The sequence below is a fragment of the Paraburkholderia sp. CI3 genome, assembly GCF_050436505.1.
GTDB classification, from domain to species: domain Bacteria; phylum Pseudomonadota; class Gammaproteobacteria; order Burkholderiales; family Burkholderiaceae; genus Paraburkholderia; species Paraburkholderia tuberum.
On the sequence record NZ_JBNDMI010000003.1, the window covers coordinates 718,814 to 739,433 of the forward strand.

The 20,620-nt window shown below is 64.0% G+C and carries 16 protein-coding genes and 1 pseudogene; 14 read left to right on the forward strand and 3 right to left on the reverse strand.

Going from position 1 to position 20,620, the window contains the following annotated elements:
* The first annotated feature begins 92 nt into the window (after positions 1-92).
* From OKW29_RS12075 to OKW29_RS12120, 10 genes are all read left to right on the forward strand, one after another.
* Positions 93-1,367 carry a serine hydroxymethyltransferase gene (locus OKW29_RS12075; RefSeq protein WP_429291198.1) on the forward strand — a complete coding sequence of 425 codons (1,275 nt, stop codon included), beginning with the start codon at positions 93-95 and terminating at the stop codon, positions 1,365-1,367.
* Between the two features lie 18 nt (positions 1,368-1,385).
* Positions 1,386-2,357, forward strand: a complete 972-nt coding sequence (locus tag OKW29_RS12080) for a dipeptidase (RefSeq protein WP_429291199.1) — start codon at positions 1,386-1,388, stop codon at positions 2,355-2,357.
* A gap of 45 nt (positions 2,358-2,402) precedes the next feature.
* A complete protein-coding gene (locus OKW29_RS12085) occupies positions 2,403-2,942 on the forward strand; it encodes a DUF5943 domain-containing protein (protein ID WP_429291200.1) in 540 nt (179 codons plus the stop codon).
* Positions 2,943-2,967: 25 nt separating this feature from the next.
* On the forward strand, positions 2,968-5,031 hold the full coding sequence (locus OKW29_RS12090) for an FAD-dependent oxidoreductase (protein ID WP_429291201.1): 2,064 nt from the start codon (positions 2,968-2,970) through the stop codon (positions 5,029-5,031).
* 2 nt (positions 5,032-5,033) lie between these two features.
* Positions 5,034-6,959, forward strand: coding sequence for a (Fe-S)-binding protein (locus OKW29_RS12095; protein ID WP_429291202.1), 1,926 nt, complete (start codon positions 5,034-5,036; stop codon positions 6,957-6,959).
* Positions 6,960-6,966: 7 nt separating this feature from the next.
* Positions 6,967-8,151 carry an electron transfer flavoprotein subunit alpha/FixB family protein gene (locus OKW29_RS12100; protein WP_429292493.1) on the forward strand — a complete coding sequence of 395 codons (1,185 nt, stop codon included), beginning with the start codon at positions 6,967-6,969 and terminating at the stop codon, positions 8,149-8,151.
* A complete protein-coding gene (locus OKW29_RS12105; protein WP_429291203.1) occupies positions 8,148-8,912 on the forward strand; it encodes an electron transfer flavoprotein subunit beta/FixA family protein in 765 nt (254 codons plus the stop codon). Before OKW29_RS12100 ends, OKW29_RS12105 begins: the two co-directional genes overlap by 4 nt.
* 73 nt (positions 8,913-8,985) lie before the next feature.
* Entirely contained in the window at positions 8,986-10,272 is a 1,287-nt protein-coding gene (locus OKW29_RS12110; RefSeq protein WP_429291204.1) for an aromatic ring-hydroxylating oxygenase subunit alpha, read from the forward strand.
* Positions 10,273-10,306: 34 nt separating this feature from the next.
* Positions 10,307-11,497, forward strand: a complete 1,191-nt coding sequence (locus tag OKW29_RS12115; protein ID WP_429291205.1) for a 2Fe-2S iron-sulfur cluster-binding protein — start codon at positions 10,307-10,309, stop codon at positions 11,495-11,497.
* 183 nt (positions 11,498-11,680) lie between these two features.
* Positions 11,681-12,538: a glycine betaine ABC transporter substrate-binding protein gene (locus OKW29_RS12120; RefSeq protein ID WP_429291206.1), complete on the forward strand. Its 858-nt coding sequence runs from the start codon at positions 11,681-11,683 to the stop codon at positions 12,536-12,538.
* Positions 12,539-12,596: 58 nt separating this feature from the next.
* Here OKW29_RS12120 and purU read toward each other — a convergent pair whose 3' ends face one another.
* Positions 12,597-13,472, reverse strand: coding sequence for a formyltetrahydrofolate deformylase (purU, locus tag OKW29_RS12125; protein WP_429291207.1), 876 nt, complete (start codon positions 13,470-13,472; stop codon positions 12,597-12,599).
* 136 nt (positions 13,473-13,608) lie between these two features.
* Positions 13,609-14,523: a LysR family transcriptional regulator gene (locus OKW29_RS12130; protein ID WP_429291208.1), complete on the reverse strand. Its 915-nt coding sequence runs from the start codon at positions 14,521-14,523 to the stop codon at positions 13,609-13,611.
* Positions 14,524-14,632: 109 nt separating this feature from the next.
* On the opposite strand from OKW29_RS12130, the gene OKW29_RS12135 reads away from it, so the two are divergent.
* Positions 14,633-15,274 (forward strand): glutathione S-transferase family protein, encoded by a 642-nt coding sequence (locus OKW29_RS12135; protein ID WP_429291209.1) that lies wholly within the window; start codon positions 14,633-14,635, stop codon positions 15,272-15,274.
* A 43-nt stretch (positions 15,275-15,317) separates the two neighbouring features.
* Positions 15,318-16,274, forward strand: a pseudogene (locus OKW29_RS12140) (pyridoxamine 5'-phosphate oxidase family protein); the annotation flags it as partial.
* 70 nt (positions 16,275-16,344) lie between these two features.
* Here OKW29_RS12140 and OKW29_RS12145 read toward each other — a convergent pair.
* Positions 16,345-16,749: a helix-turn-helix domain-containing protein gene (locus tag OKW29_RS12145; protein WP_184073010.1), complete on the reverse strand. Its 405-nt coding sequence runs from the start codon at positions 16,747-16,749 to the stop codon at positions 16,345-16,347.
* Positions 16,750-17,452: 703 nt separating this feature from the next.
* Here OKW29_RS12145 and OKW29_RS12150 point away from each other — a divergent pair.
* Together OKW29_RS12150 and OKW29_RS12155 are read left to right on the forward strand one after the other, a co-directional pair.
* On the forward strand, positions 17,453-17,875 hold the full coding sequence (locus tag OKW29_RS12150) for a hypothetical protein (protein WP_429291210.1): 423 nt from the start codon (positions 17,453-17,455) through the stop codon (positions 17,873-17,875).
* A gap of 611 nt (positions 17,876-18,486) precedes the next feature.
* Positions 18,487-19,929, forward strand: coding sequence for an ISNCY family transposase (locus OKW29_RS12155; RefSeq protein WP_429290378.1), 1,443 nt, complete (start codon positions 18,487-18,489; stop codon positions 19,927-19,929).
* The last annotated feature ends 691 nt before the right edge of the window (positions 19,930-20,620 follow it).

The following is a 20,620-nucleotide window of genomic DNA, read 5'->3' on the forward strand; positions in this document are numbered from 1 at the left end:
TGACCGTCAAGAATAGACCCAAGGCAAAGCGGTAGCGCGATCCCGCCGGCAACCCGCAGCAGCCTCCCCGTCAACGTTCTCACGGACCTTCCATGTCGAACCCGAATCCCTTCTTCGAAGACTCGCTAGCGCCGCGCGATCCGGCGGTGCGCGGCGCCATTCTGAAAGAGCTCGAGCGTCAGCAGTCGCAAGTCGAGCTGATCGCGTCGGAAAACATCGTGTCGCGCGCGGTGCTCGACGCGCAGGGCTCGGTGCTGACCAACAAGTACGCGGAAGGGTATCCGGGCAAGCGTTACTACGGCGGTTGCGAATACGTCGACGCGATCGAGACGCTCGCGCTCGATCGTATCAAGCAGCTGTTCGACGCGAAGTTCGCCAACGTGCAGCCGCATTCCGGCGCGCAGGCGAACGGCGCGGTGATGCTCGCGCTCACCAGGCCGGGCGATACGGTGCTCGGCATGTCGCTCGACGCGGGCGGGCATCTGACGCACGGCGCGAAACCCGCGATGTCGGGCAAGTGGTTCAACGCGGTGCAGTACGGCGTGCGGCGCGACACGATGCTGATCGACTACGAGCAGATCGAGGAACTGGCGCAACAGCACAAGCCGACGCTGCTGATCGCCGGCTTCTCCGCCTATCCGCGCGCGCTCGACTTCGCGCGGCTGCGCGCCATCGCCGATGGCGCCGGTGCGAAGCTGATGGTGGACATGGCGCATATCGCCGGCGTGATCGCGGCCGGCCGCCATGACAATCCGGTCCCGCATGCGCACGTGGTCACGTCGACCACCCACAAGACCTTGCGCGGTCCGCGCGGCGGATTCGTGCTGACCAACGACGAGGAGATCGCAAAGAAGATCAACTCTGCCGTGTTCCCCGGCTTGCAGGGCGGCCCGCTGATGCACGTGATCGCCGGCAAGGCGGTCGCATTCGGCGAGGCGCTGCAGCCGGGCTTCAAAACCTATATCGACAGCGTGCTCGCGAACGCGCGGGCATTGGGCGAGGTGCTCAAATCGGGCGGCGTCGATCTGGTGACAGGCGGCACCGACAACCATCTGCTGCTGGTCGATCTGCGGCCGAAGGGGCTCAAGGGCAATCAGGTCGAACAGGCGCTGGAGCGCGCGGGCATCACCTGCAACAAGAACGGCATTCCGTTCGATACGGAGAAGCCGACCATCACCTCCGGCATCCGCCTCGGCACACCGGCGGCCACGACACGTGGCTTCGGCGTCAGCGAGTTTCGCGAGGTCGGGCGTCTGATCGTCGAGGTGCTCGATGCGCTGCGCGTGTCGCCCGAAGGCGATGCCGCAACCGAACAACGCGTGCGCCGCGAGATTTACGCGCTGTGCGAGCGCTTTCCCATTTACTGAGTACGCGTGGAGCAAACGATGAGTCAACTGCACGAGAACAGCATCATCATCGACGGGCTGAACATTTCGAAGTTCGAGCGCTCGGTGTTCGAGGACATGCGCAAGGGCGGCGTGACCGCGGTGAACTGCACGGTGTCGGTCTGGGAAAGTTTTCAGAAGACCGTCGACAACATCGCCGAAATGAAGCAGCAAATCCGCGAATACAGCGAGATCCTCACGCTGGTGCGCACCACCGACGACATCTTTCGCGCCAAGCAAGAGAACAAGACCGGCATCATCTTCGGCTTCCAGAACGCGCATGCGTTCGAGGACAACCTCGGCTATATCGAAGCGTTCAAGGATCTCGGCGTCAACGTGGTGCAGCTTTGCTACAACACGCAGAACCTGGTCGGCACCGGCTGCTACGAACGCGACGGCGGTCTGTCCGGCTACGGGCGCGAAGTGATTCAGGAGATGAACCGCGTCGGCATCATGGTCGATCTGTCGCATGTGGGCGGCAAGACGTCGTCGGAGGCGATCGCGGCGTCGAAGAAGCCGGTCTGCTATTCGCATTGCTGCCCGTCCGGGCTCAAGGAGCATCCGCGCAACAAGACCGACGAGCAGTTGAAGGAGATCGCGGACGCGGGCGGCTTCGTCGGCGTGACGATGTTCGCGCCGTTCCTGAAGCGCGGACCGGACGCGACCGTCGAGGACTATATCGAGGCGATCGAGTACGTGGTGAACCTGATCGGCGAGGACCAGGTGGGGATCGGCACGGATTTCACGCAGGGCTACAGCACCGAGTTTTTCGACTGGATCACGCACGACAAGGGCCGTTATCGCCAGTTGACGAACTTCGGCAAGGTCGTGAATCCCGAAGGCATTCGCACGATCGGCGAGTTTCCGAACCTGACCGCCGCGATGAAACGCGCCGCCTGGAGCGAGACGCGCATCCGCAAGATCATGGGCGAAAACTGGGTACGGGTGTTCGGCGAAGTCTGGAAGGTGTGAGCTTTAGCCCTTGTTTTCATAGCGGATACGAAACGGAGTCTCCACATGCAACCCCAACTGCCTATCGACGTCGATCCGCACACCGGCGTCTGGACCACCGACGCGCTGCCGATGCTGTACGTGCCGCGCCACTTCTTCACCAACAACCACGTCGCCGTCGAGGAAGCACTCGGCCGCGACACGTACGCCGGGATTCTCTACCAGGCCGGTCACAAGTCCGCCTATTTCTGGTGCGAGAAGGAAGCGAAGCAACATGGTCTTGCCGGCATGGCGGTATTCGAGCACTACCTGAACCGTCTGTCGCAGCGCGGCTGGGGCATCTTCAGGATCATCGAAGCCGATCCGGCCAGCTCGCATGCGCGGATCGAATTGCGGCACTCGTCGTTCGTGCTCGCGCAACCGGGCAAGACCGGCAAGCTTTGCTACATGTTCGCCGGCTGGTTCGCGGGCGCGATGGACTGGGTCAACGATACCGCGCCCGACGGCGCGCGCAAGGGCCCGCCGTCGCAGTCGAAAGAGGCACGCTGCGCCGCGGAGGGACACGAGCACTGCGTGTTCGAAGTCTCGCCGCTCGCGTCAATCTAATCCGGGCATTCCGAGGTCGATCGCGATGCGCTACCCGAACCTTTTCAAGCCGCTCACGTTGAACAAGCTGACGCTGCGCAATCGCATCGTCAGTACCGCGCACGCGGAGGTCTATGCGGAGCCGGGTGGCCTGCCCGGCGACCGTTATATCCGCTACTACGAGGAAAAGGCGAAGGGCGGAGTCGGACTCGCCGTGTGCGGCGGTTCGAGCCCGGTGTCGATCGACAGCCCGCAAGGCTGGTGGAAGTCGGTGAATCTCGCCACCGACCGGATCGTCGATCCGCTCGCGCGGCTCGCCGAAGCGATGCACGCGCATGGCGCGAAAATCATGATTCAGGCCACCCACATGGGACGCCGCTCGGCGTTTCACGGCGAGCACTGGCCGCATCTGATGTCGCCGTCGGGAGTGCGCGAGCCGGTGCATCGCGGCAACGCGAAGATCATCGAGGTCGAAGAGATCCGCCGCATCATCGGCGACTTCGCGGCGGCCGCGAAGCGCGTGAAGGATGCGGGCATGGACGGCATCGAGATCTCGGCGGCGCACCAGCATCTGATCGATCAGTTCTGGAGCCCGCGCACCAACTTCCGTACCGACGAATGGGGCGGCTCGCTCGAAAACCGCCTGCGTTTCGGCGTCGAAGTGATGCAGGCGGTGCGCGCGGCGGTGGGCGCCGACTTCTGCGTCGGCCTGCGCATGTGCGGCGACGAATTCCACGAAGATGGGCTCGATCACGAGCAGCTGAAAGAGATTGCCCAGGCGATGAGCGAAAGCGGTCTGATCGACTATCTCGGCGTGATCGGTTCCGGCGCGGACACGCACAATACGCTCGCCAACTGCATGCCGCCGATGGCGCTGCCGCCCGAGCCGTTCGTGCATCTCGCGGCCGGCATCAAGCAGGTCGTCAAGGTGCCGGTGATGCACGCGCAAAGCATTCGCGACGCGGGCCAGGCCGATCGGCTGCTCGCGAGCGGCATGGTCGATCTGGTCGGCATGACGCGCGCACAGATCGCCGATCCGCATATGGTCATCAAGATCCGCGATGGCCGTGAGGACGAAATCAAGCAGTGCGTCGGCGCGAACTACTGCATCGACCGTCAGTACAACGGGCTCGATGTGCTGTGCGTGCAGAACGCGGCGACCTCGCGCGAAGCGACGATGCCGCACGTGATCGCCAGGTCGCGCGGGCCGAAGCGCAAGGTCGTGGTGGTCGGCGCGGGGCCGGCGGGGCTCGAAGCGGCGCGCGTCGCGAAGTCGCGCGGTCACGACGTGGTGCTGTTCGAAAAGAACGATCACGTGGGCGGCCAGATCATGCTGGCGGCGAAAGCGCCGCAGCGCGAGCAGATGGCGGGCATCGTGCGCTGGCTCGACATGGAGACGAAGCGCCTCGGCGTGGACCGCCGCCTCGGTGTCGCCGCCGACGAGCGGACCATCATGGCCGAGAAGCCCGACATCGTCGTGCTCGCCACCGGCGGTTCGGCGTTCACGTCGCAGGTCGCGGCGTGGGGCGTCGACGCGGGGCTCGCGGTCAGTTCGTGGGACGTGCTGGCCGGCAAGGTCGAGCCGGGCAGAAACGTGCTCGTGTACGACGGCGTCAGCACGCATGCGGGCGCGGGCGTCGCCGATTTCATCGCGAGCCGCGGCGCCAACGTGGAGATCGTCACGCCCGACGTGAAGGTCGCCGACGACGTCGGCGGCACCACGTTCCCGATCTTCTATCGCCGTCTGTACGCGCAAGGCGTGATCCATACGCCCAATTACTGGCTCGACAGGGTGTACGAGGAGGACGGCAAGAAGATCGCCGTGATCCGCAACGAGTACACCGAGGAGCAGGAGGAGCGCGCGGTCGATCAGGTGGTGATCGAAAACGGCAGTACGCCGAACGACCGGCTTTACTGGAAGCTGAAGCCTGAATCGGTCAATCGCGGCCAGGTCGACGTGCACAAGCTGTTCGCGTCCGAACCGCAACCGTGTCTCGACGAGCAGCTCGGCGACGGCCGCTTCCTGCTGTTCCGGGTCGGCGACTGCATCTCGATGCACAACATTCACGGCGCGATCTACGACGCGCTGCGCCTTTGCAAGGATTTCTGACGATGAGCCCCGTGTTTGTCATCACCGTCCTGCTGTGGGTGTCGGTGGCCGGTCTCGCGTTCGCGCTGGCGCGCCGCGCCGCCTACTGGCGCGAGGGCCGTGCGACCGTCGCGGGCGCCTATGGCTGGGCCAATCTGCTCGCGATCCCGAAGCGTTACTTCGTCGACCTGCATCACGTGGTCGCGCGCGATCCGTATATCGCCCGCACGCACGTTGCCACGGCGGGCGGAGCGATCCTCGCGATGGCGCTCGTGTTCGTCAACTACGGTCTCGCGATCTACTCGCCGTGGCTGGACAAACTGATCTTTCTCGCCGCGCTGGCGATGCTGATCGGCACGGTGTTCGTGTGGCGTCGCCGGCATGGCGCGAAGACGGTGCCGGCGCGACTCTCGCGCGGGCCGTGGGATCAGTTGCCGTTGCTACTGGGCGCGTTCGCGCTCGGTCTCGCGCTGTTCATCGCGCTGCCGGCGACGATGATGTCCGGCGCGCTCGCGGTGATCGTCGCGCTGTTGATCGCGGCGGGCGCGTTCACGATGACGTTCGGCGCGGCTCGTGGCGGCCCGATGAAACATGCGTTGGCCGGACTGCTGCATCTCGCGTTTCATCCGCGTCAGGAGCGCTTTGGCGATTTCACCGCAGCGCGTCACGCTGGCGATGCCGTGCCGCCCACCGCGCTTAAAACCCCGCTGCTCGACGCGAAAGAATATGGCGTCGGCAAGCCGGTCGAATTTCGCTGGAACCAGTTGCTCAGCTTCGACGCCTGCGTGCAATGCGGCAAATGCGAAGCGGCGTGCCCCGCGTTCGCGGCCGGTCAGCCGCTCAATCCGAAGAAGCTGATCCAGGATCTGGTAACCGGCATGGTCGGCGGCACCGACGCGCAGTACGCAGGCAGCCCGACGCCCGGCATTCCTGTCGGCAAGCACGCGGGCGCGCCCGCCAAGCCGCTGATCTCCAGTCTGATCGAAGCGGACACGCTGTGGTCCTGCACGACCTGCCGCGCCTGCGTGCAGGAGTGCCCGATGCTGATCGAGCACGTGGACGCGATCGTGGACATGCGCCGCAATCAGACGCTCGTCGAAGGCAGCGTGCCGGGCAAGGGGCCGGCGACGCTCGCGAATCTGCGCGAAACCGGCAGCCTCAACGGCTACGACATCGGCGCGCGCTACGACTGGGCCGTCGATCTGCAGGTGCAGGTCGCGCAGCCGGGCCGTCACGTGGACGTGCTGCTGATCGCCGGCGAAGGCGCGTTCGACATGCGCTATCAGCGCACGCTGCGCGCGCTCGTCAAGGTGCTGAACCGCGCGGGCGTCGATTACGCGGTGCTGGGCGGTGTCGAGACCGATACCGGCGACACCGCGCGGCGGCTCGGCGACGAAGCGACGTTCCAGCAACTGGCCCGTACGCTGATCGGGACGCTCGCGCAGTACTCGTTCGCGCGCATCGTTACCGCCGATCCGCACGTGCTGCATAGCCTGCGCAACGAGTATCGCGCGCTCGGCGGGTTCTATCAGGTCCAGCATCACACGGCGCTGATCGACGAACTGATCGCGAGCGGCAAGCTGTCGCCGCGCGCGGCCGCCGCCGTCGCGGCGCGCAACATCACGTATCACGACCCGTGCTATCTGGGCCGCTACAACGGCGAGACGGAAGCGCCGCGCCGGGTGCTGAAGAGCATCGGCATCAAGGTGGTCGAGATGGAGCGTCACGGCCTGCGTGGACGCTGCTGCGGCGGTGGCGGCGGCGCACCCCTGACCGATATTCCCGGCAAACGGCGGATTCCCGACATCCGTATCGACGACGCGCGCGCGTGCGGCGCGGAGATCGTCGCGGTCGGCTGTCCGAATTGCACGGCGATGCTCGAAGGGGTGGTGGGGCCGCGACCGGAAGTGCTGGACGTCGCCGAACTGGTCGCCGCGGCGCTGGAGTAACGCGATGATGAATACGCTCAAACGAATCGATCCGCGCCGGCCGTTCACGGTGACGGCACAGGGACTCAGGCGCATCACGCTCGGCGTCGTTGGCATCGCGGACGCCGACAGTGCCACACGGTCCGATGCGCGTCATGCCGCGCATCGCGAACAGCCGAAGCCGCGCCGCACGACGGCCGCGCCGCGCCATGTGCTGCTGGTCGCGGCGCACGCGGACCGCGGCGCGCTCGATGAACATGCGCGCCAGACGCTCGCGGCCGCCGCGCTGATCGCGGACACGCACAGCGAAGTCGTGCTGCTGGTGTTCGGCGAATTCACCGGCGATGCCGCCGCGCTCGGCGCCGACAAGCTGATCGAATTGCCGATGTTCGATCGCCGCACGTACGCGCCGGACGATGAACTGAATGCGCTGGCGGCCTGCGTCGCGGCCTATGCGCCAGCCCATGTCTTGCTGCCCGACAACGCGACCGGCGACGGCGACCTCGGCCGCCGCTATGCGGCGGCGGCCGAGGCAAGCGTCGCGACGCACGTCGTCGAGATCGCTGCCGGGCACGTGTGCACCTATATTCGCGCGAATTCGGCGCTCGCCAGCCGCGCGCTGCCCGAGGTCGTGCTGCTCGAGCCGAATGCGGTCGATCCGAAGCTGCCATTCGTCGGCGCGGGCGAGCGGGTCGCGTGGCGCTTCGACCGCGAAGCGGACAGCACGGTCGCGCAACGAGCGATACACGATCTCGGCATCGACGAAATCGACGCGGCGCAGGTCGCGCTGGAGGAGGCGGATTTCATCGTGTCGGCGGGCAACGGCGTCAGCGACGTGCCCGCGTTCGAGCGACTCGCGACGACCCTCGGCGCGGCGATCGGTGCCAGCCGGGTTGCCGTCGACGACGGCAAGTTCACGCGCGACAAGCAGATCGGCGCGACCGGCAAGACCGTCGAGGCGAGCGTGTATATCGCGTTCGGCATCTCGGGGGCGGTGCAGCATCTGCAGGGCATCAAGGATTGCCGCCATGTGATCGCAGTGAATCTCGACGCGAGCGCGCCGATCGCGAAGCGCGCGAATCTGACCGTGATCGCCGACGCGCAGGAAACCATCGCGGCGCTCAACGAGGCGGCGGCCGCGGCGCGCGGTGCCCGCGCCACCTCGGCCGCGCTGCTGCGGCCGGGCAAGCTTGCCGAAGGAGTGCTCGCATGAAGATCGCCGTGCTGGTTTCAGTCGGACGTCACCCGGTCAGCGGCGTCGCGCGCTACAGCCGCAATGATGCGGCGGCGTTGACGCTGGCGCTGTCGCTCGCCAGAACGCATGGCGCGACGCTCGACGTGCTGCACGCGGGCGATCCGTCGAACGGCGCGTTGAACGAGTATCTGGCGCTCGGCGCGCGTTCGGTCGAAGTGCTCGAGATGCCGCCCGACGCCGATCCTGCGCCGCAACTCGCCAGGCGATTGCGTGGCTACGAGCTGGTGCTGACCGGCACGCGCGCCGAAGGCGGTTTCGATAGCGGCATGCTGCCGTATCGCGTCGCGCATGCGCTGGCGGTGCCGCTCGTCGGCGCCGCCGTCGATGTGGCGCTGCGCGACGGTCGAGCGCAGGTCCGGCAGTTCATGCCGAAGGGCCTGCGACGGCGCGTCGAAGTGCGGCTGCCGGCATTGGTTGCCGTGCATCCGCTCGCGAACGTCGCGACCTCGTACGCGTATGCACGAATGCGCGAAGGCACGATCGAGCGCGCCGTCGCGCGGCACGGCACCACTCCCGAACAGTCCGCATGGACGATCGGCCCCGCCACAGCGAAACCGGTGCGCCTCGCCGCCGCCGAAACGCGCTCGGGCCACGCGCGCATGCTGTCAGCGACGACGACCGAGAGCCGCGGCGGCAGCGTCGTAATTGAAGGGAGTTCCGTCGAAAAAGCACAAGTGATACTCGCGTATTTGCGCGAGCATCAACTGGTGGATTACTGAATTCCGGCTCGGGCCAGCATGCGACCAGGAGGGCCTGGCGCGGCGCCAGACGTGACACGCAACGGAGCAAACAATGAAAGTTTCCGCAGACGTTCGCGCAATGATCGAACGCCGCAAGCAGAACTACACGCTGGAAGCGCCGTTCTATACCAGCGAGCCCATCTTCGCGCTCGACATCGACGCGATTTTCCGCCAGCACTGGATTCAGGTCGCGGTCGAGCCCGACGTGCCCGAGCCGGGCGACTATGTGACGGTCGAGATCGGCGACGATTCGATCCTGATCGTGCGCGACGACGACATGCGGGTGCGTGCGTTTCATAACGTATGCCGCCACCGCGGCGCGCGTCTGTGCAATACCGGCAAGGGCTCGCTCGGCAATATCGTCTGTCCGTATCACAGCTGGACGTATAGCCTCAATGGCGACCTGATGTTCGCCGAGCACATGGGCGAGCAGTTCGAGCGCTGCAAACATAGTCTGAAAGCGGTGCATGTCGAAAATCTCGCCGGACTGATTTTCATCTGCCTCGCCGAGCAGCCGCCCGCCGATTTCGCCGTGATGCGCGCCGCGATGGAACCGTATCTGTTGCCGCACGATCTGGCCGGCTGCAAGATCGCCGCGTCGATCGACATCATCGAGGAGGGCAACTGGAAGCTGACGATGGAAAACAATCGCGAGTGCTATCACTGCGTGGCGAACCATCCGGAGCTGACCATCTCGCTGTACGAATACGGTTTCGGTTATCAGCGCACGCCGGCGAACGAGGAGGGCATGGCCGCGTTCGAGACGACGGTCGCGCGCCGCACCGCGCAGTGGGAGGCGATGCAGTTGCCGTCGGCGGAAATCGAGCGGCTCGCCGACCTGGTCACGGGGTTTCGTACGCAACGTCTGCCGCTCGATCGCGACGGCGAATCGCAGACACTCGACGCGAAGGTCGCCTCGAAGAAGCTGCTCGGCGGATTCAAGCATGCGGATCTCGGCGGCCTGTCGTTCTGGACCCAGCCGAATTCGTGGCATCACTTCATGAGCGACCACATCGTCAGTTTCTCGGTGCTTCCGCTGTCGGCCGGCAAGACGCTGGTGCGCACCAAATGGCTCGTGCACAAGGACGCGCGCGAAGGCATCGATTACGACCTCGACAATCTGACCGCCGTATGGCGCGCGACCAACGACCAGGATCGCGCGCTCGTCGAATATTCGCAGCGCGGCGCGACGAGCAGCGCGTATGAGCCGGGTCCTTATTCGCCGTTCACCGAAGGACTCGTCGAAAAGTTCTGCGAGTGGTATATCGGCCGTCTCGCGGATTACGACGCGAACCCACGGGCGGTGCACGACGAGAAAGTCGTGTCGTTCGTGCGCTGAGCGCAAGACCGCAATGAGGAGCGGGGGGACAACCATGATGCGCGATCAGGCCATGTTTCAACCGGACATCGAGCAGACTTCACAGAATCCAGCTGACGCGCCGAGCCGCGTCACCCAGCCGCGCTTCTGGGACGCGCTGCCGGCGCGCTGGAACAGCGACGCCGACGACACCCTGGAGTGCTGCCAGGTCCGCAGCGAAACGCACGACGTGAAGAGTTTCTTCTTCCGCGCGCCATCCGGTCGGGCGTTCGTATTCGAGCCGGGGCAATTCATCACGCTGGAGTTGGAGATTGACGGCGAGCGCGTCAATCGCTGCTATACGATCTCGTCTGCGCCCACACGGCCGCATACGATTTCGATCACCGTCAAGCGCGTGCCGGGCGGGCCGGTGTCCAACTGGCTGCACGACCATCTGCATGCGGGTATCCAGGTACGCGTGCTGGGGCCAGCCGGCGAATTCACCTGCGCGCGGCATCCGGCGCGCAAGTTGCTGTTTTTGTCGGCGGGCTCGGGCATCACGCCGCTGATGTCGATGAGCCGCGCGCATCATGAACTCGGCGAGGACAGCGATATCGTCTTCGTGCACAGCGCGCGTACGCCGGACGACATCATCTTCGCGCGCGAGCTCAATCTGATCGCCGCCAATCAGGCGCATTTCCGCACCGCGTTCGTCTGCGAACGCGTGGGCACGCGCACCAATTGGCCCGGCATCACCGGCTTTCTGACGCTGCCGCTGCTGAAACTGATTGCGCCGGATTTTCTGGAACGCGAGATTTTCACGTGCGGCCCCGCGCCGTATATGCAGGCGGTGCGCAATCTGCTCGATGAAGGCGGCTTCGATCGCCAGCACTATCACGAGGAAAGCTTCTCGTTCGAGACCGTCAGCGAAGTGGCCGCGCAATTGGCCGAAGCGCATGTCGCGCACACGCTGAGCGATGCGTGCGCGCCGGCCGAAACCGCCACGCGTTTCAAGGTGAGCTTTACGCGCAGTCATCGCGAGATCGAGTGCGGCGGCGGCCAGCATGTGCTCGATGCGGCGAAGCAGGCGGGCGTGCGGCTGCCGGCGTCGTGCACGCAAGGCATGTGCGGCACCTGCAAGGTGAAGCTCGTGTCCGGCGAAGTGGCGATGAAGCACGCGGGCGGTATCCGTCAGCGCGAGATCGATCAGGGCATGGTGCTGCTGTGCTGTAGCAAGCCGCTGACCGATCTCGTCCTCGACAAGTAATACGACTGATAACACCACAACAACACGGCAAACACTGGGCGGAATTGCGTGGAAGTCGCATGCGGACAACTGCATGTCGCAAAACAACGCTACCCGGCAATTCTGGTTGGCGATTCTGAATACGCGATGTGCGGTTCGATGGCAAACGCGTCAATGGGCAAATGGATCAACGGGAGAACGTCGATGAGACTGATCGGAAAGATAGTGGTGGCAAGCGCGTTGGGGGTGATGCTGGCGGCGGTCAGTGCGGGCGTGTCGGCCGATTCGAAGCCGACCATCAAGATCGGTTACGTGGAGGGCTGGGACGATAGCGTGGCGACCTCGAACGTGGCCGCCGAGGTGATCGAAAAACGCCTCGGTTATCAGGTGCAACTGGTGCCGGTGGCGGCCGGCGTGATGTGGCAGGGCGTGGCGCGCGGCGATCTCGACGCGACGCTGTCCGCGTGGCTGCCGGTCACGCACGGCGCCTACTGGAACAACTTCAAGGACAAGGTGGTCGACCTCGGACCGAACTTCAACGACGCGAAGATCGGTCTGATCGTGCCGGACAACGCGGACGTGAAGAGCGTCGGCGATCTGCAGGCGAAGAAGGCGGAGTTCGGCGCGCGCATCGTCGGCATCGACGCCGGCGCGGGTGTGATGCAGAAAACCAGCGAGGCGATCAAGGCCTATGGGCTCGACTATCAGCTGATGCCGAGTTCCGGAAGCGCGATGACCGCCGAACTGGCGCGCTCGGAGGCTGCCAGCAAGCCGATCATCGTGACCGGATGGAAACCGCACTGGATGTTCGCCAAGTACAAGCTGAAGTTCCTCGACGATCCGAAGAAGGTATTCGGTGAAGCCGAGCACGTGGATAGCGTGGTGAATCCCGAGCTCGAGAAAAAAGCGCCGACAGTAGTCGCGTTCCTGAAGAAGTTCCAATGGAAGCCGGGCGAGATCGACACGGTGATGCTGGCCACGCAGAATGGCGAAAAGCCGGCTGCAGCGGCCGACGCGTGGGTCAGCGCACATGCGGGCCGGGTGGATAGCTGGGTGAAGTAACTCGGCCAGGCGTCGGCGCAGCACCCGAAAACGCCGCTTTTCAGCGGCGTTTTTCTGTTTACCGCAGCACGACGGTGCGCTCGCCGTTGATGAACACACGCCGCTCGACGAACGCCTTGACCGCGCGCGCGAGCGTAATGCATTCGACGTCGCGTCCGGTCGTCAGCAGCCGTTCGGGGCTGTACGAGTGATCGACCGGTTCGACTCCCTGCTCGATGATCGGACCTTCGTCGAGATCGTCGGTGACGAAATGCGCGGTGGCGCCGATTACCTTGACGCCGCGCGCATGGGCCTGATGATACGGTCTTGCTCCCTTGAAACCGGGTAGGAACGAATGGTGGATATTGATCGCGCGCCCGGCGAGCGCCCGGCTCGTTTCGGCGGACAGGATCTGCATGTAGCGCGCGAGAATCAGCAGTTCTGCGCCGGACGTATCGAACAGCTCGAGCAGGCCGGCTTCCTGTTGCGGCTTCGTGTCGGCTGTAATCGGCAGATGATGGAACGGCAGGCCGTGCGCTCGCGCGAGCGGTTCGAGATCGCGATGATTGGAGCCGATGCCGACGATGTCCATCTTCAGTTCGCCCATACGCCAGCGAAACAGCAGGTCGGCGAGACAGTGTTCGAGCCTGGAAACCATGATCAGGACTTTCGGCCGGCTCGACAGATCGTGGATCGCCCACGTCATCCGGAAGCGTTCGGCGATCGGCGCGAAGTCCTGCTTCAGCGTGGCGATCTGCAGCGCATCGTCGCGATCGACGTGGTGAAACACGCAGCGCACGAAAAAGCGCTCGCTCAGTTCGTCGTCGAATACGGTGAGTTCGTCGACATAGCAACGATTCCGTTCGAGAAAGCCAGCGACGGCGGCAACCTGGCCCGCCGCGCTCGGACACGCGACGCTGAGAACCCCTTGAGCAGGACGGGAAATGGCGGACATAAGCTCTCCACATTGACGATCAGGCGAGGCCGCGGGGTGCGGCGCGCATCGTCGCAGTAGAGCAAATCGGGCGATAACGCGGATAGAAGCTAACCGCCGTTGCGCTGGAATGGGAGCGCCAGGAGGATCTGCCGTGCTAATCCGCAGGCTCCGCCGCGAGCCTTCGCTTCAGCGTATCGATCAACGCGCGCACCTTCGCCGGCGGGTGACTCGTCGGCGGGAACACGGCCTGAATGCTCGCCGGTGCGCTCGCCCATTCGGGCAGCAGCCGGATCAGCCGTCCCGCCGCGACGTCGTCCGCGATCGAAAAATCCGTCAACAGACCGATGCCGCCGCCCGCGAGCGTCGCCGCGCGGCAGGCATCGGCCGTGTTGACGCGCAACGCGGACGCGCAACGCACGCTCGCGATCTTGCCGTCGACGTGCCGCAAATCGAGCGTCAACGGATGCGGCAGCACCGACAACGCGCAATAGGGCAGCGTCTCCAGCGCGGCCGGCGTGCCCGGCGCGCCCCACGTCCGCAGGAACTCCGGACTCGCGACGAGCCACTTGACGAAGCTGCCGAGCTTCACCGCGCGATAGTTGGAATCCGCGAGGCGACCAAGCCGGATCGCTACATCGATGCCATCGGCGATCAGATCGACGTAGCGGTCGCTGCTCAGCAGCTCGACGTCGAGCTGCGCATGCGTGCGGCGCAATTCGACCAGCGCGGGCGCGACGACGAGCGTGCCGTAGTCGTTCGGCGCACTGACGCGCAGCGTGCCGCGCACCGGTGAGGTTTCCCCGCCGAGCGCGTTCAGAGCGTCCTCGGTGGCGCGCAGAATCTTCACGCTCGCCTCGTAGAACGCGCGGCCCGCCTCGGTGACGCCGAGCCGCCGGGTGGTACGCACCAGCAGGCTCGCGCCGACTTCCGCCTCGAGCCTCTGCATGTGCGTGCTGACCATCGTCTTCGCGAGCCCGAGCCGCGTCGCGGCGGCGCTCAGCGAGCCCGCGTCGATGACCGCGACGAAGATCGCGAGGCGGTTCAGGTTCACGTTGCGCACATCGGCCATGATCGATTGTCCATTCTCGCTTGACTGTGTTTCCCGGATTATCGGGCTTCCGCGCGACAGTGCCTACGCCTTATGCTGGGCGTGTCATTCAACGTATCCGGAGCCATCCATGCCCGCTGCCAGACCCGCCGAGCCTATCAAGCTGTATACGACGCTGCTTTCAGGCCACGGTCATCGCGTGAAGCTGTTTCTGACGCTGCTCGATCTGCCGTTCGAGGTCATCGAGCTGAACATGAAGGCGGGCGACAACCGCAAGCCCGAGTACCTCGCGCTGAACCCATTCGGTCAGGTGCCGACGATTCAGGACGGCGAGCTCACGCTGTTCGATTCGAACGCGATTCTGGTCTATCTGGCGAAACGCTATGGCGACGCATCGTGGCTGCCGGACGATCCGCGCGGCGCCGCGGCGGTGCAGCGCTGGCTGTCGCTCGCGGCTGGCCAGATCGCCTACGGGCCGTGCGCGGCGCGGCTCGTGACCGTGTTCGGCGCGCCGCTCGACCACCAACGCGCGAAGCAGATCGCCGTCAAGCTGTTCGACGTGATCGACGAGGAGCTTGCCGGTAAGCCGTTCGTGGCTGGTGCGCACGTCACGATCGCCGACATTGCCGCGCACACGTATATCGCTCACGCGCCCGAGGGCGGCGTGTCGTTGCAGCCGTATCCGAACATTCGCGCGTGGCTGCAGCGCGCGGAGGCACTGCCGCGTTTCATCGCGATGCCTTCGACGAAGGCGGGCTTGCTGGCGGCGTGATACGCGTTGACAGCCGCGTCAGATCTTGCAAAGGAGTCCGATCATGTCCGAGTTCGTCCCGTTGAATCACTGGGGAGGCGACGCGTCGCCGTTTCATGCCGGCGAGCAGGATGCGCAGCAGCGCGCGGGTGTGCGTGAGGTGGCCGAGTCGATGGGACGTCGGGGCATTCGCCGATTCATGCCTGAGCAGCATCGCGAGTTCTTTGCCGCGCAGCCGTTCGTCGTGATTGGCGGCGTCGATGCGAGCGCTCAGCCGTGGGCGACGCTGCGTGCGGGTGCGCCGGGTTTCGTCTCGTCACCGGATGCGCGGACATTGCGCATTGAAGGTGGCGCATTGGCTGGCGATCCGCTCGCCGCGGCTTGGCGCGAAGGCGCGCAGCTTGGTGCGCTGGGCATCGAGCCGCGTACGCGGCGGCGCAATCGGGCAAATGGCGTCGTCCGGTCCGTGGCAGGCGACACGTTGCAGGTCGAAGTCATGCAGAGCTTCGGCAATTGCCCGAAGTATATCCAGAGCCGCGCGCCGTCTTTCATCGAGCGGGACGCGGCCGCGACGCGCGCGCAGCCCGAGATCGCCACGTTTCTGAGCAGTGCCGACCGCGAGTTGCTCGCGAGCGCGGACACGTTCTTTATCGCCAGCGCGAATCTGAGCGAGGAAGCGGGGCCGGGAAAGGGGATCGACGTTTCCCATCGCGGCGGTGCGCCGGGCTTCGTGCGCGTGGACGACGCAACTACGCTGACCACGCCCGACTACAGCGGCAACCGCTTTTTCAACACGATCGGCAACCTCGTGCACGATCCGCGCGCGGGTCTGCTGTTTATCGACTTCGCAACCGGCGATCTGCTTTATCTGCCGGTGCGAGCAGAGATCATCTGGGACGGCGACGAACTCGCGGCATTTGCGGGCGCGCAGCGGCTCGTGCGGTTTCATGTGAGCGAAGTGCGGCGCAGTCGCGGCGCGTTGCCGTTCCAATGGTCGGAGGTCGAACTGGCGCCGCAGTTTCTGCCAAAGGTACGAGAAAGCGCCTGAGCCGATGCGCACGCGCGTGCTTTAGCTGGGTACGGCCGCCGTTTTACTGCGCATTCCGGCCGAGCCGATAAGACACGCCGAGTCTGGTGGCCAGTTGCCATACATAGACTCGCGAGTACGAAATGCCGAACTGACGGCTTATCAACTCGCGCATGCGCGCATTGCTCCAGCCGTCGGCGTCGAAGCCGTAGTCCCGCGGCGAGGCCCTCAGCGCCTGGGCCAACCAGTCCAGATCCGCCACCGCGAGTGCGGAATGGCGGCCGCCGACGCTCATGTTTCTCAGCGCCTCGAGCCCGCCTTGCTCCAATAGCTTGCGATATCGCTCGACGGTGGTCTTGGCCATGCCCATCTGTCTCGCGACCTCGGCCGCAGCGACGCCGTCGAGCAGTTTCTGGCCCGCCGTGAGACGCCGTGCGACGGTCGGCAAATCGTCATTTGGTCGATGCATCGGAGAACTCCGCCGTTGGGTCGCTGACCGGATTGCAATCGGTTACTGGGGTAGACAGTGAGGAGGGCGCGCCACCTACAGATAATCGAAAAGTCGCCCGCTGTGTCCAAAAGAATAAAAAATCAATCGCGTCTTTCCTCTGATAGAAAATCACGCAATCCTCCCGTAAGGTGGTTACACGATGTTTTCTTTCTAAAATCTTAAATATCTCTCTTGCGATTGAATTTAACGTTTGCTAACCTGATTGACGTGATTCAAAGCCGTCAATCCGGCTCGGCTCGCTCTGGCAGCCCGGACACCGCCAGGCCGCATCCAGCTTGACCTCGGGCGCTTTTAAGTGCGGGCGGCAGGTCGGAAGAATGAACCGTTTGAGTGCGCGGATTCCTGTTTTGCGAATGTAATTGAAATGCATTTTTCGATGCAGGGTGGCGATTCGCTGGAAAGCTGCGAAAAAGGTGCTGAAGATTGAAAATCCTTCGCGGCGTTTTTCCAGCGGATTATATGTAAACGGGACATTCGCGCAGAGTGGCGTTGTGAAGCCCGAATCCAGTAACCACCCGCTTAATTTTAGCTGCGTCGTTCAATACCGGAAATATTTTATGCCGGGCAGTTTCCGACTCGATACGCATAACCGCGATAAAAGCTGACAGCGCTTTCATCGGTTGCCATTGGGCGCTTGCAAGCAGGCGGTAAGGAGAACGACATGAACATGGATAGGACCCGCGATATTGCCGCGATGCTACTGCGTGCCGCGAAACGCAAAAGACTCGTGACTTATCAGGAACTGCACGCGCTTTTCGGTCGCGACGAACCGTTGCAAAGCCGCTATCGCGCATTGGAGGACGCGGCGCGTTCACTGAGCGATTGCGCGTCGCTCGACTATGGCTGCCTGATGAGCCTCGACAACGGCCTGCCGGGCGATGACTTCTTTAATCGCTTCAGGCACGGCAGGCCGCGTGAGTACGAAAAGGTGATGGGCTTCGGATCGGCGGGACGCTCGATGACGAAGAAGCGACTGATTGCGGATGCCGAGCGTCTGCGCGTGTTCGAACATGCATCTCAGATCGAGGGAAGTGGGAGGGTGGCGAACACGTTGCGCCCGTACGCCACGTCGAAATGCACGTAGCCCATTCACAGTCGCTCAACGACGACACGCTCGCCGATTGAGAGAAATGCGAAACGTCTCTAAGCCACAAGGCAATAGCCGACGATAAAAATCCGCGCGAGCTGCGATAGCGGCATTGGCTTTCGCTACCAAGCTTATTCTCGTGGTGCGCAAAGCTGTATTTAACAGTTGTCTAATTGCGGCATGTGGCGCGCACAAATTAATCTGTACGCATGGCCTCGTCTTAATTCGTGAGGGCTCTGATTGGGCCCACCCATAAAAATTGGAAATTGAATTGCCGCGCCAGTTTTGTTGGTCACTGAATCGGGCTGCACCCGGCGTCAGTTGTGGCAGGCGAAAGAGTCGCGGATCGGACGATTCGCGATGGTCACCGGGCACCGATGTGCATCGCTTGTGGCGGAGGGCCGACACGCGGCACGCGCATCTACGGTGGCCCGTGCGGGGCGTAGTGGAAGCCTTTTCCGAAGAATCCACAATTTGACATAATATAAATTATCAACATTTGTGTTGTAGCGGCAATATGAGAATGTCGTGTTCTAGCAAGATACAAATGTCGTGTTTTATCGTGGCTGGCAAGCTGGCATTTTGCAGCGTGATCGCAGGAGCCAGTCATGATCCCAGCCGCACTGGTGACATTGAACATGCGCGAACTCGACCGTCTGAAGGTGATCCAGGCCGTGGTGGACATGGGGCTCAAGCCAGGGCGTGCCGCCGGGCGACTGGGTCTGACCGTGCGTCAGGTCGAGCGGCTGGTAACGCGATACCGGGAATCGGGCGCGGCGGGACTGGCTTCACGCAAGCGCAAGTCGCCCGGCAACCGGAAGCTCGATGAAGGACTGGCCGTGCGGGCCCTGACCACCATTCGCGAGCGCTACGCCGATTTTGGGCCGACGCTGGCGTGCGAGAAGCTGCGCGAATGTCATGGCCTCGTGCTGTCGAAGGAAACCGTGCGGCACCTGATGATGGACGCCGGCCTGTGGGTACCGCGTCGGCAGCGGCCACCGAAGATCTACCAGCCGCGTGCGCGGCGTGCATGCCTGGGTGAGCTGGTGCAGATCGACGGCAGCGACCATCGCTGGTTCGAGGACCGGGCGCCGGCCTGCACGCTGCTGGTGTACGTCGATGACGCCACGAGCCGCCTGATGATGCTGCACTTTACGTCGACCGAATCGACCTTCAGCTACTTTGAGGCGACGCGCGCGTATCTTGAGCAGCATGGCAAGCCGGTGGCGTTCTACAGTGACAAGGCCAGCGTCTTTTACGTGAAGCGACGCTCGGAGACAGCGGGTAAAGGTGTTACACAGTTCGGCCGGGCGATGTACGAGCTGAACATCGACACGTTCTGCGCGAACTCAAGCCCCGCCAAGGGACGCGTCGAGCGCGCCCACCTCACGCTGCAGGACCGGCTCGTCAAGGAGCTCCGGCTGCGCGGTATCAGCACCATCGAGGCTGCCAACGCCTGGGCGCCCGCGTTCATGGCAGCCTATAACGCGCGCTTTGCGAAGCCGCCACGCAGCGCTTTCGATGCGCATCGACCCGTGCGCGCTGACGAGGATCTCGACGCGGTCCTGACCTGGCGGGTTCTGCGCAAGGTCTCGGATTCCCTGACGCTGCTGAACGACCGCGTGATCTGGCTGCTTGACGATACGCCGGCCAACCGCAGGCTGATTCACCGCTATATCGACGTGTGGGAGTATCCGGACGGACGCCTCGAGATCCGTGCCGATGGTATCGCCCTGCCCTGTGTCCAGTACGACAAGCTTGCCGAGATCGACCAGGGCGCGGTGATCGAGCACAAGCGTCTTGGTCATGCGCTGCAGGTCGCGCAGGCGCTCCAGGCGCAGCGCGACAACCGCCGGATCTCCGGCTCACCGTCACGCACGAACCGCGGTGAACCCGTGCGTGCGAAGGCGCGGCTACCTGGCACGAAGAAGCAGCGCGAAGTGACGCTCGATGACTGGAATGCGGCAGTCATGGGGACACACCAGAACCCGGGAGGCTCGGTGCTAAAAACCCCTCCAGAGAGATATAAAAGGACCGCAAGACAACCCTAGCCCAACACCCAGAATCGACCTCAACCCCGACATCTGTATCTAGATAAGACCCCGACATTTCAATCTGGCCTCGACATGTGTGAACAGAACGCACGTGCTATTTTGTGCGTTTTGGGCGTGTGTGCTCACGATCCGGGTCATCAGTACGAAACCTCTCCATAAGCGTCCGGCACGGCAGCCGGCACGACTGAAACCGCGGCTCGCTGACGTGCGCATTCGCGGTCCCTGTGCCGGTAATGCGCACGCTGCGATCGATCCACCGGAAGTTACAGGCAGCATGACCGTCAGCGACGCAGTTGTTTGTCTTCGCGAAGGGTGAGCCTTTGCGGGAGTGACGTTGGTCGGCGGCCCGATGCATCGGGACCCGGCCCCGAGCCGCGATGCCAGGTCCCAGGTCGCGGGGAGCTGAAACCGTGCAGCAGCAATCCACGTGTCCTGTGAATCAGCAACTGCTCTCCTGGGAGCGATACGGAAAGAACGTAACCGCTTTGCGGGTCTGCCTGATCTCTTTCAAACGGCACGGCCAGCTGGAGATCCTTCATGGGCGGTGCCGCTTCCCTGCGCAGTGCAACAAATCCGCATGCAGTCAAACGTGTACGAGCCTTTCCCGCCGGCTTGTCCACAGGCTCTTCCACTCCTTCTGTGCACAACTTTAATCGAAGTTTTATGTGACAGGACGACAACGGCGAAA

What these genes read in the sequence shown, in the direction of transcription:
- OKW29_RS12115 (WP_429291205.1), top strand. Translation starts at nt 10,307, where the DNA reads ATGATGCGCGATCAGGCCATGTTTCAACCGGACATCGAGCAGACTTCA.
- OKW29_RS12075 (WP_429291198.1), top strand. Translation starts at nt 93, where the DNA reads ATGTCGAACCCGAATCCCTTCTTCGAAGACTCGCTAGCGCCGCGCGAT.
- purU (WP_429291207.1), bottom strand. Translation starts at nt 13,472, where the DNA reads ATGTCCGCCATTTCCCGTCCTGCTCAAGGGGTTCTCAGCGTCGCGTGT.
- OKW29_RS12135 (WP_429291209.1), top strand. Translation starts at nt 14,633, where the DNA reads ATGCCCGCTGCCAGACCCGCCGAGCCTATCAAGCTGTATACGACGCTG.
- OKW29_RS12090 (WP_429291201.1), top strand. Translation starts at nt 2,968, where the DNA reads ATGCGCTACCCGAACCTTTTCAAGCCGCTCACGTTGAACAAGCTGACG.
- OKW29_RS12100 (WP_429292493.1), top strand. Translation starts at nt 6,967, where the DNA reads ATGAATACGCTCAAACGAATCGATCCGCGCCGGCCGTTCACGGTGACG.
- OKW29_RS12120 (WP_429291206.1), top strand. Translation starts at nt 11,681, where the DNA reads ATGAGACTGATCGGAAAGATAGTGGTGGCAAGCGCGTTGGGGGTGATG.
- OKW29_RS12130 (WP_429291208.1), bottom strand. Translation starts at nt 14,523, where the DNA reads ATGGCCGATGTGCGCAACGTGAACCTGAACCGCCTCGCGATCTTCGTC.
- OKW29_RS12110 (WP_429291204.1), top strand. Translation starts at nt 8,986, where the DNA reads ATGAAAGTTTCCGCAGACGTTCGCGCAATGATCGAACGCCGCAAGCAG.
- OKW29_RS12105 (WP_429291203.1), top strand. Translation starts at nt 8,148, where the DNA reads ATGAAGATCGCCGTGCTGGTTTCAGTCGGACGTCACCCGGTCAGCGGC.
- OKW29_RS12150 (WP_429291210.1), top strand. Translation starts at nt 17,453, where the DNA reads ATGAACATGGATAGGACCCGCGATATTGCCGCGATGCTACTGCGTGCC.
- OKW29_RS12145 (WP_184073010.1), bottom strand. Translation starts at nt 16,749, where the DNA reads ATGCATCGACCAAATGACGATTTGCCGACCGTCGCACGGCGTCTCACG.
- OKW29_RS12080 (WP_429291199.1), top strand. Translation starts at nt 1,386, where the DNA reads ATGAGTCAACTGCACGAGAACAGCATCATCATCGACGGGCTGAACATT.
- OKW29_RS12155 (WP_429290378.1), top strand. Translation starts at nt 18,487, where the DNA reads ATGATCCCAGCCGCACTGGTGACATTGAACATGCGCGAACTCGACCGT.
- OKW29_RS12085 (WP_429291200.1), top strand. Translation starts at nt 2,403, where the DNA reads ATGCAACCCCAACTGCCTATCGACGTCGATCCGCACACCGGCGTCTGG.
- OKW29_RS12095 (WP_429291202.1), top strand. Translation starts at nt 5,034, where the DNA reads ATGAGCCCCGTGTTTGTCATCACCGTCCTGCTGTGGGTGTCGGTGGCC.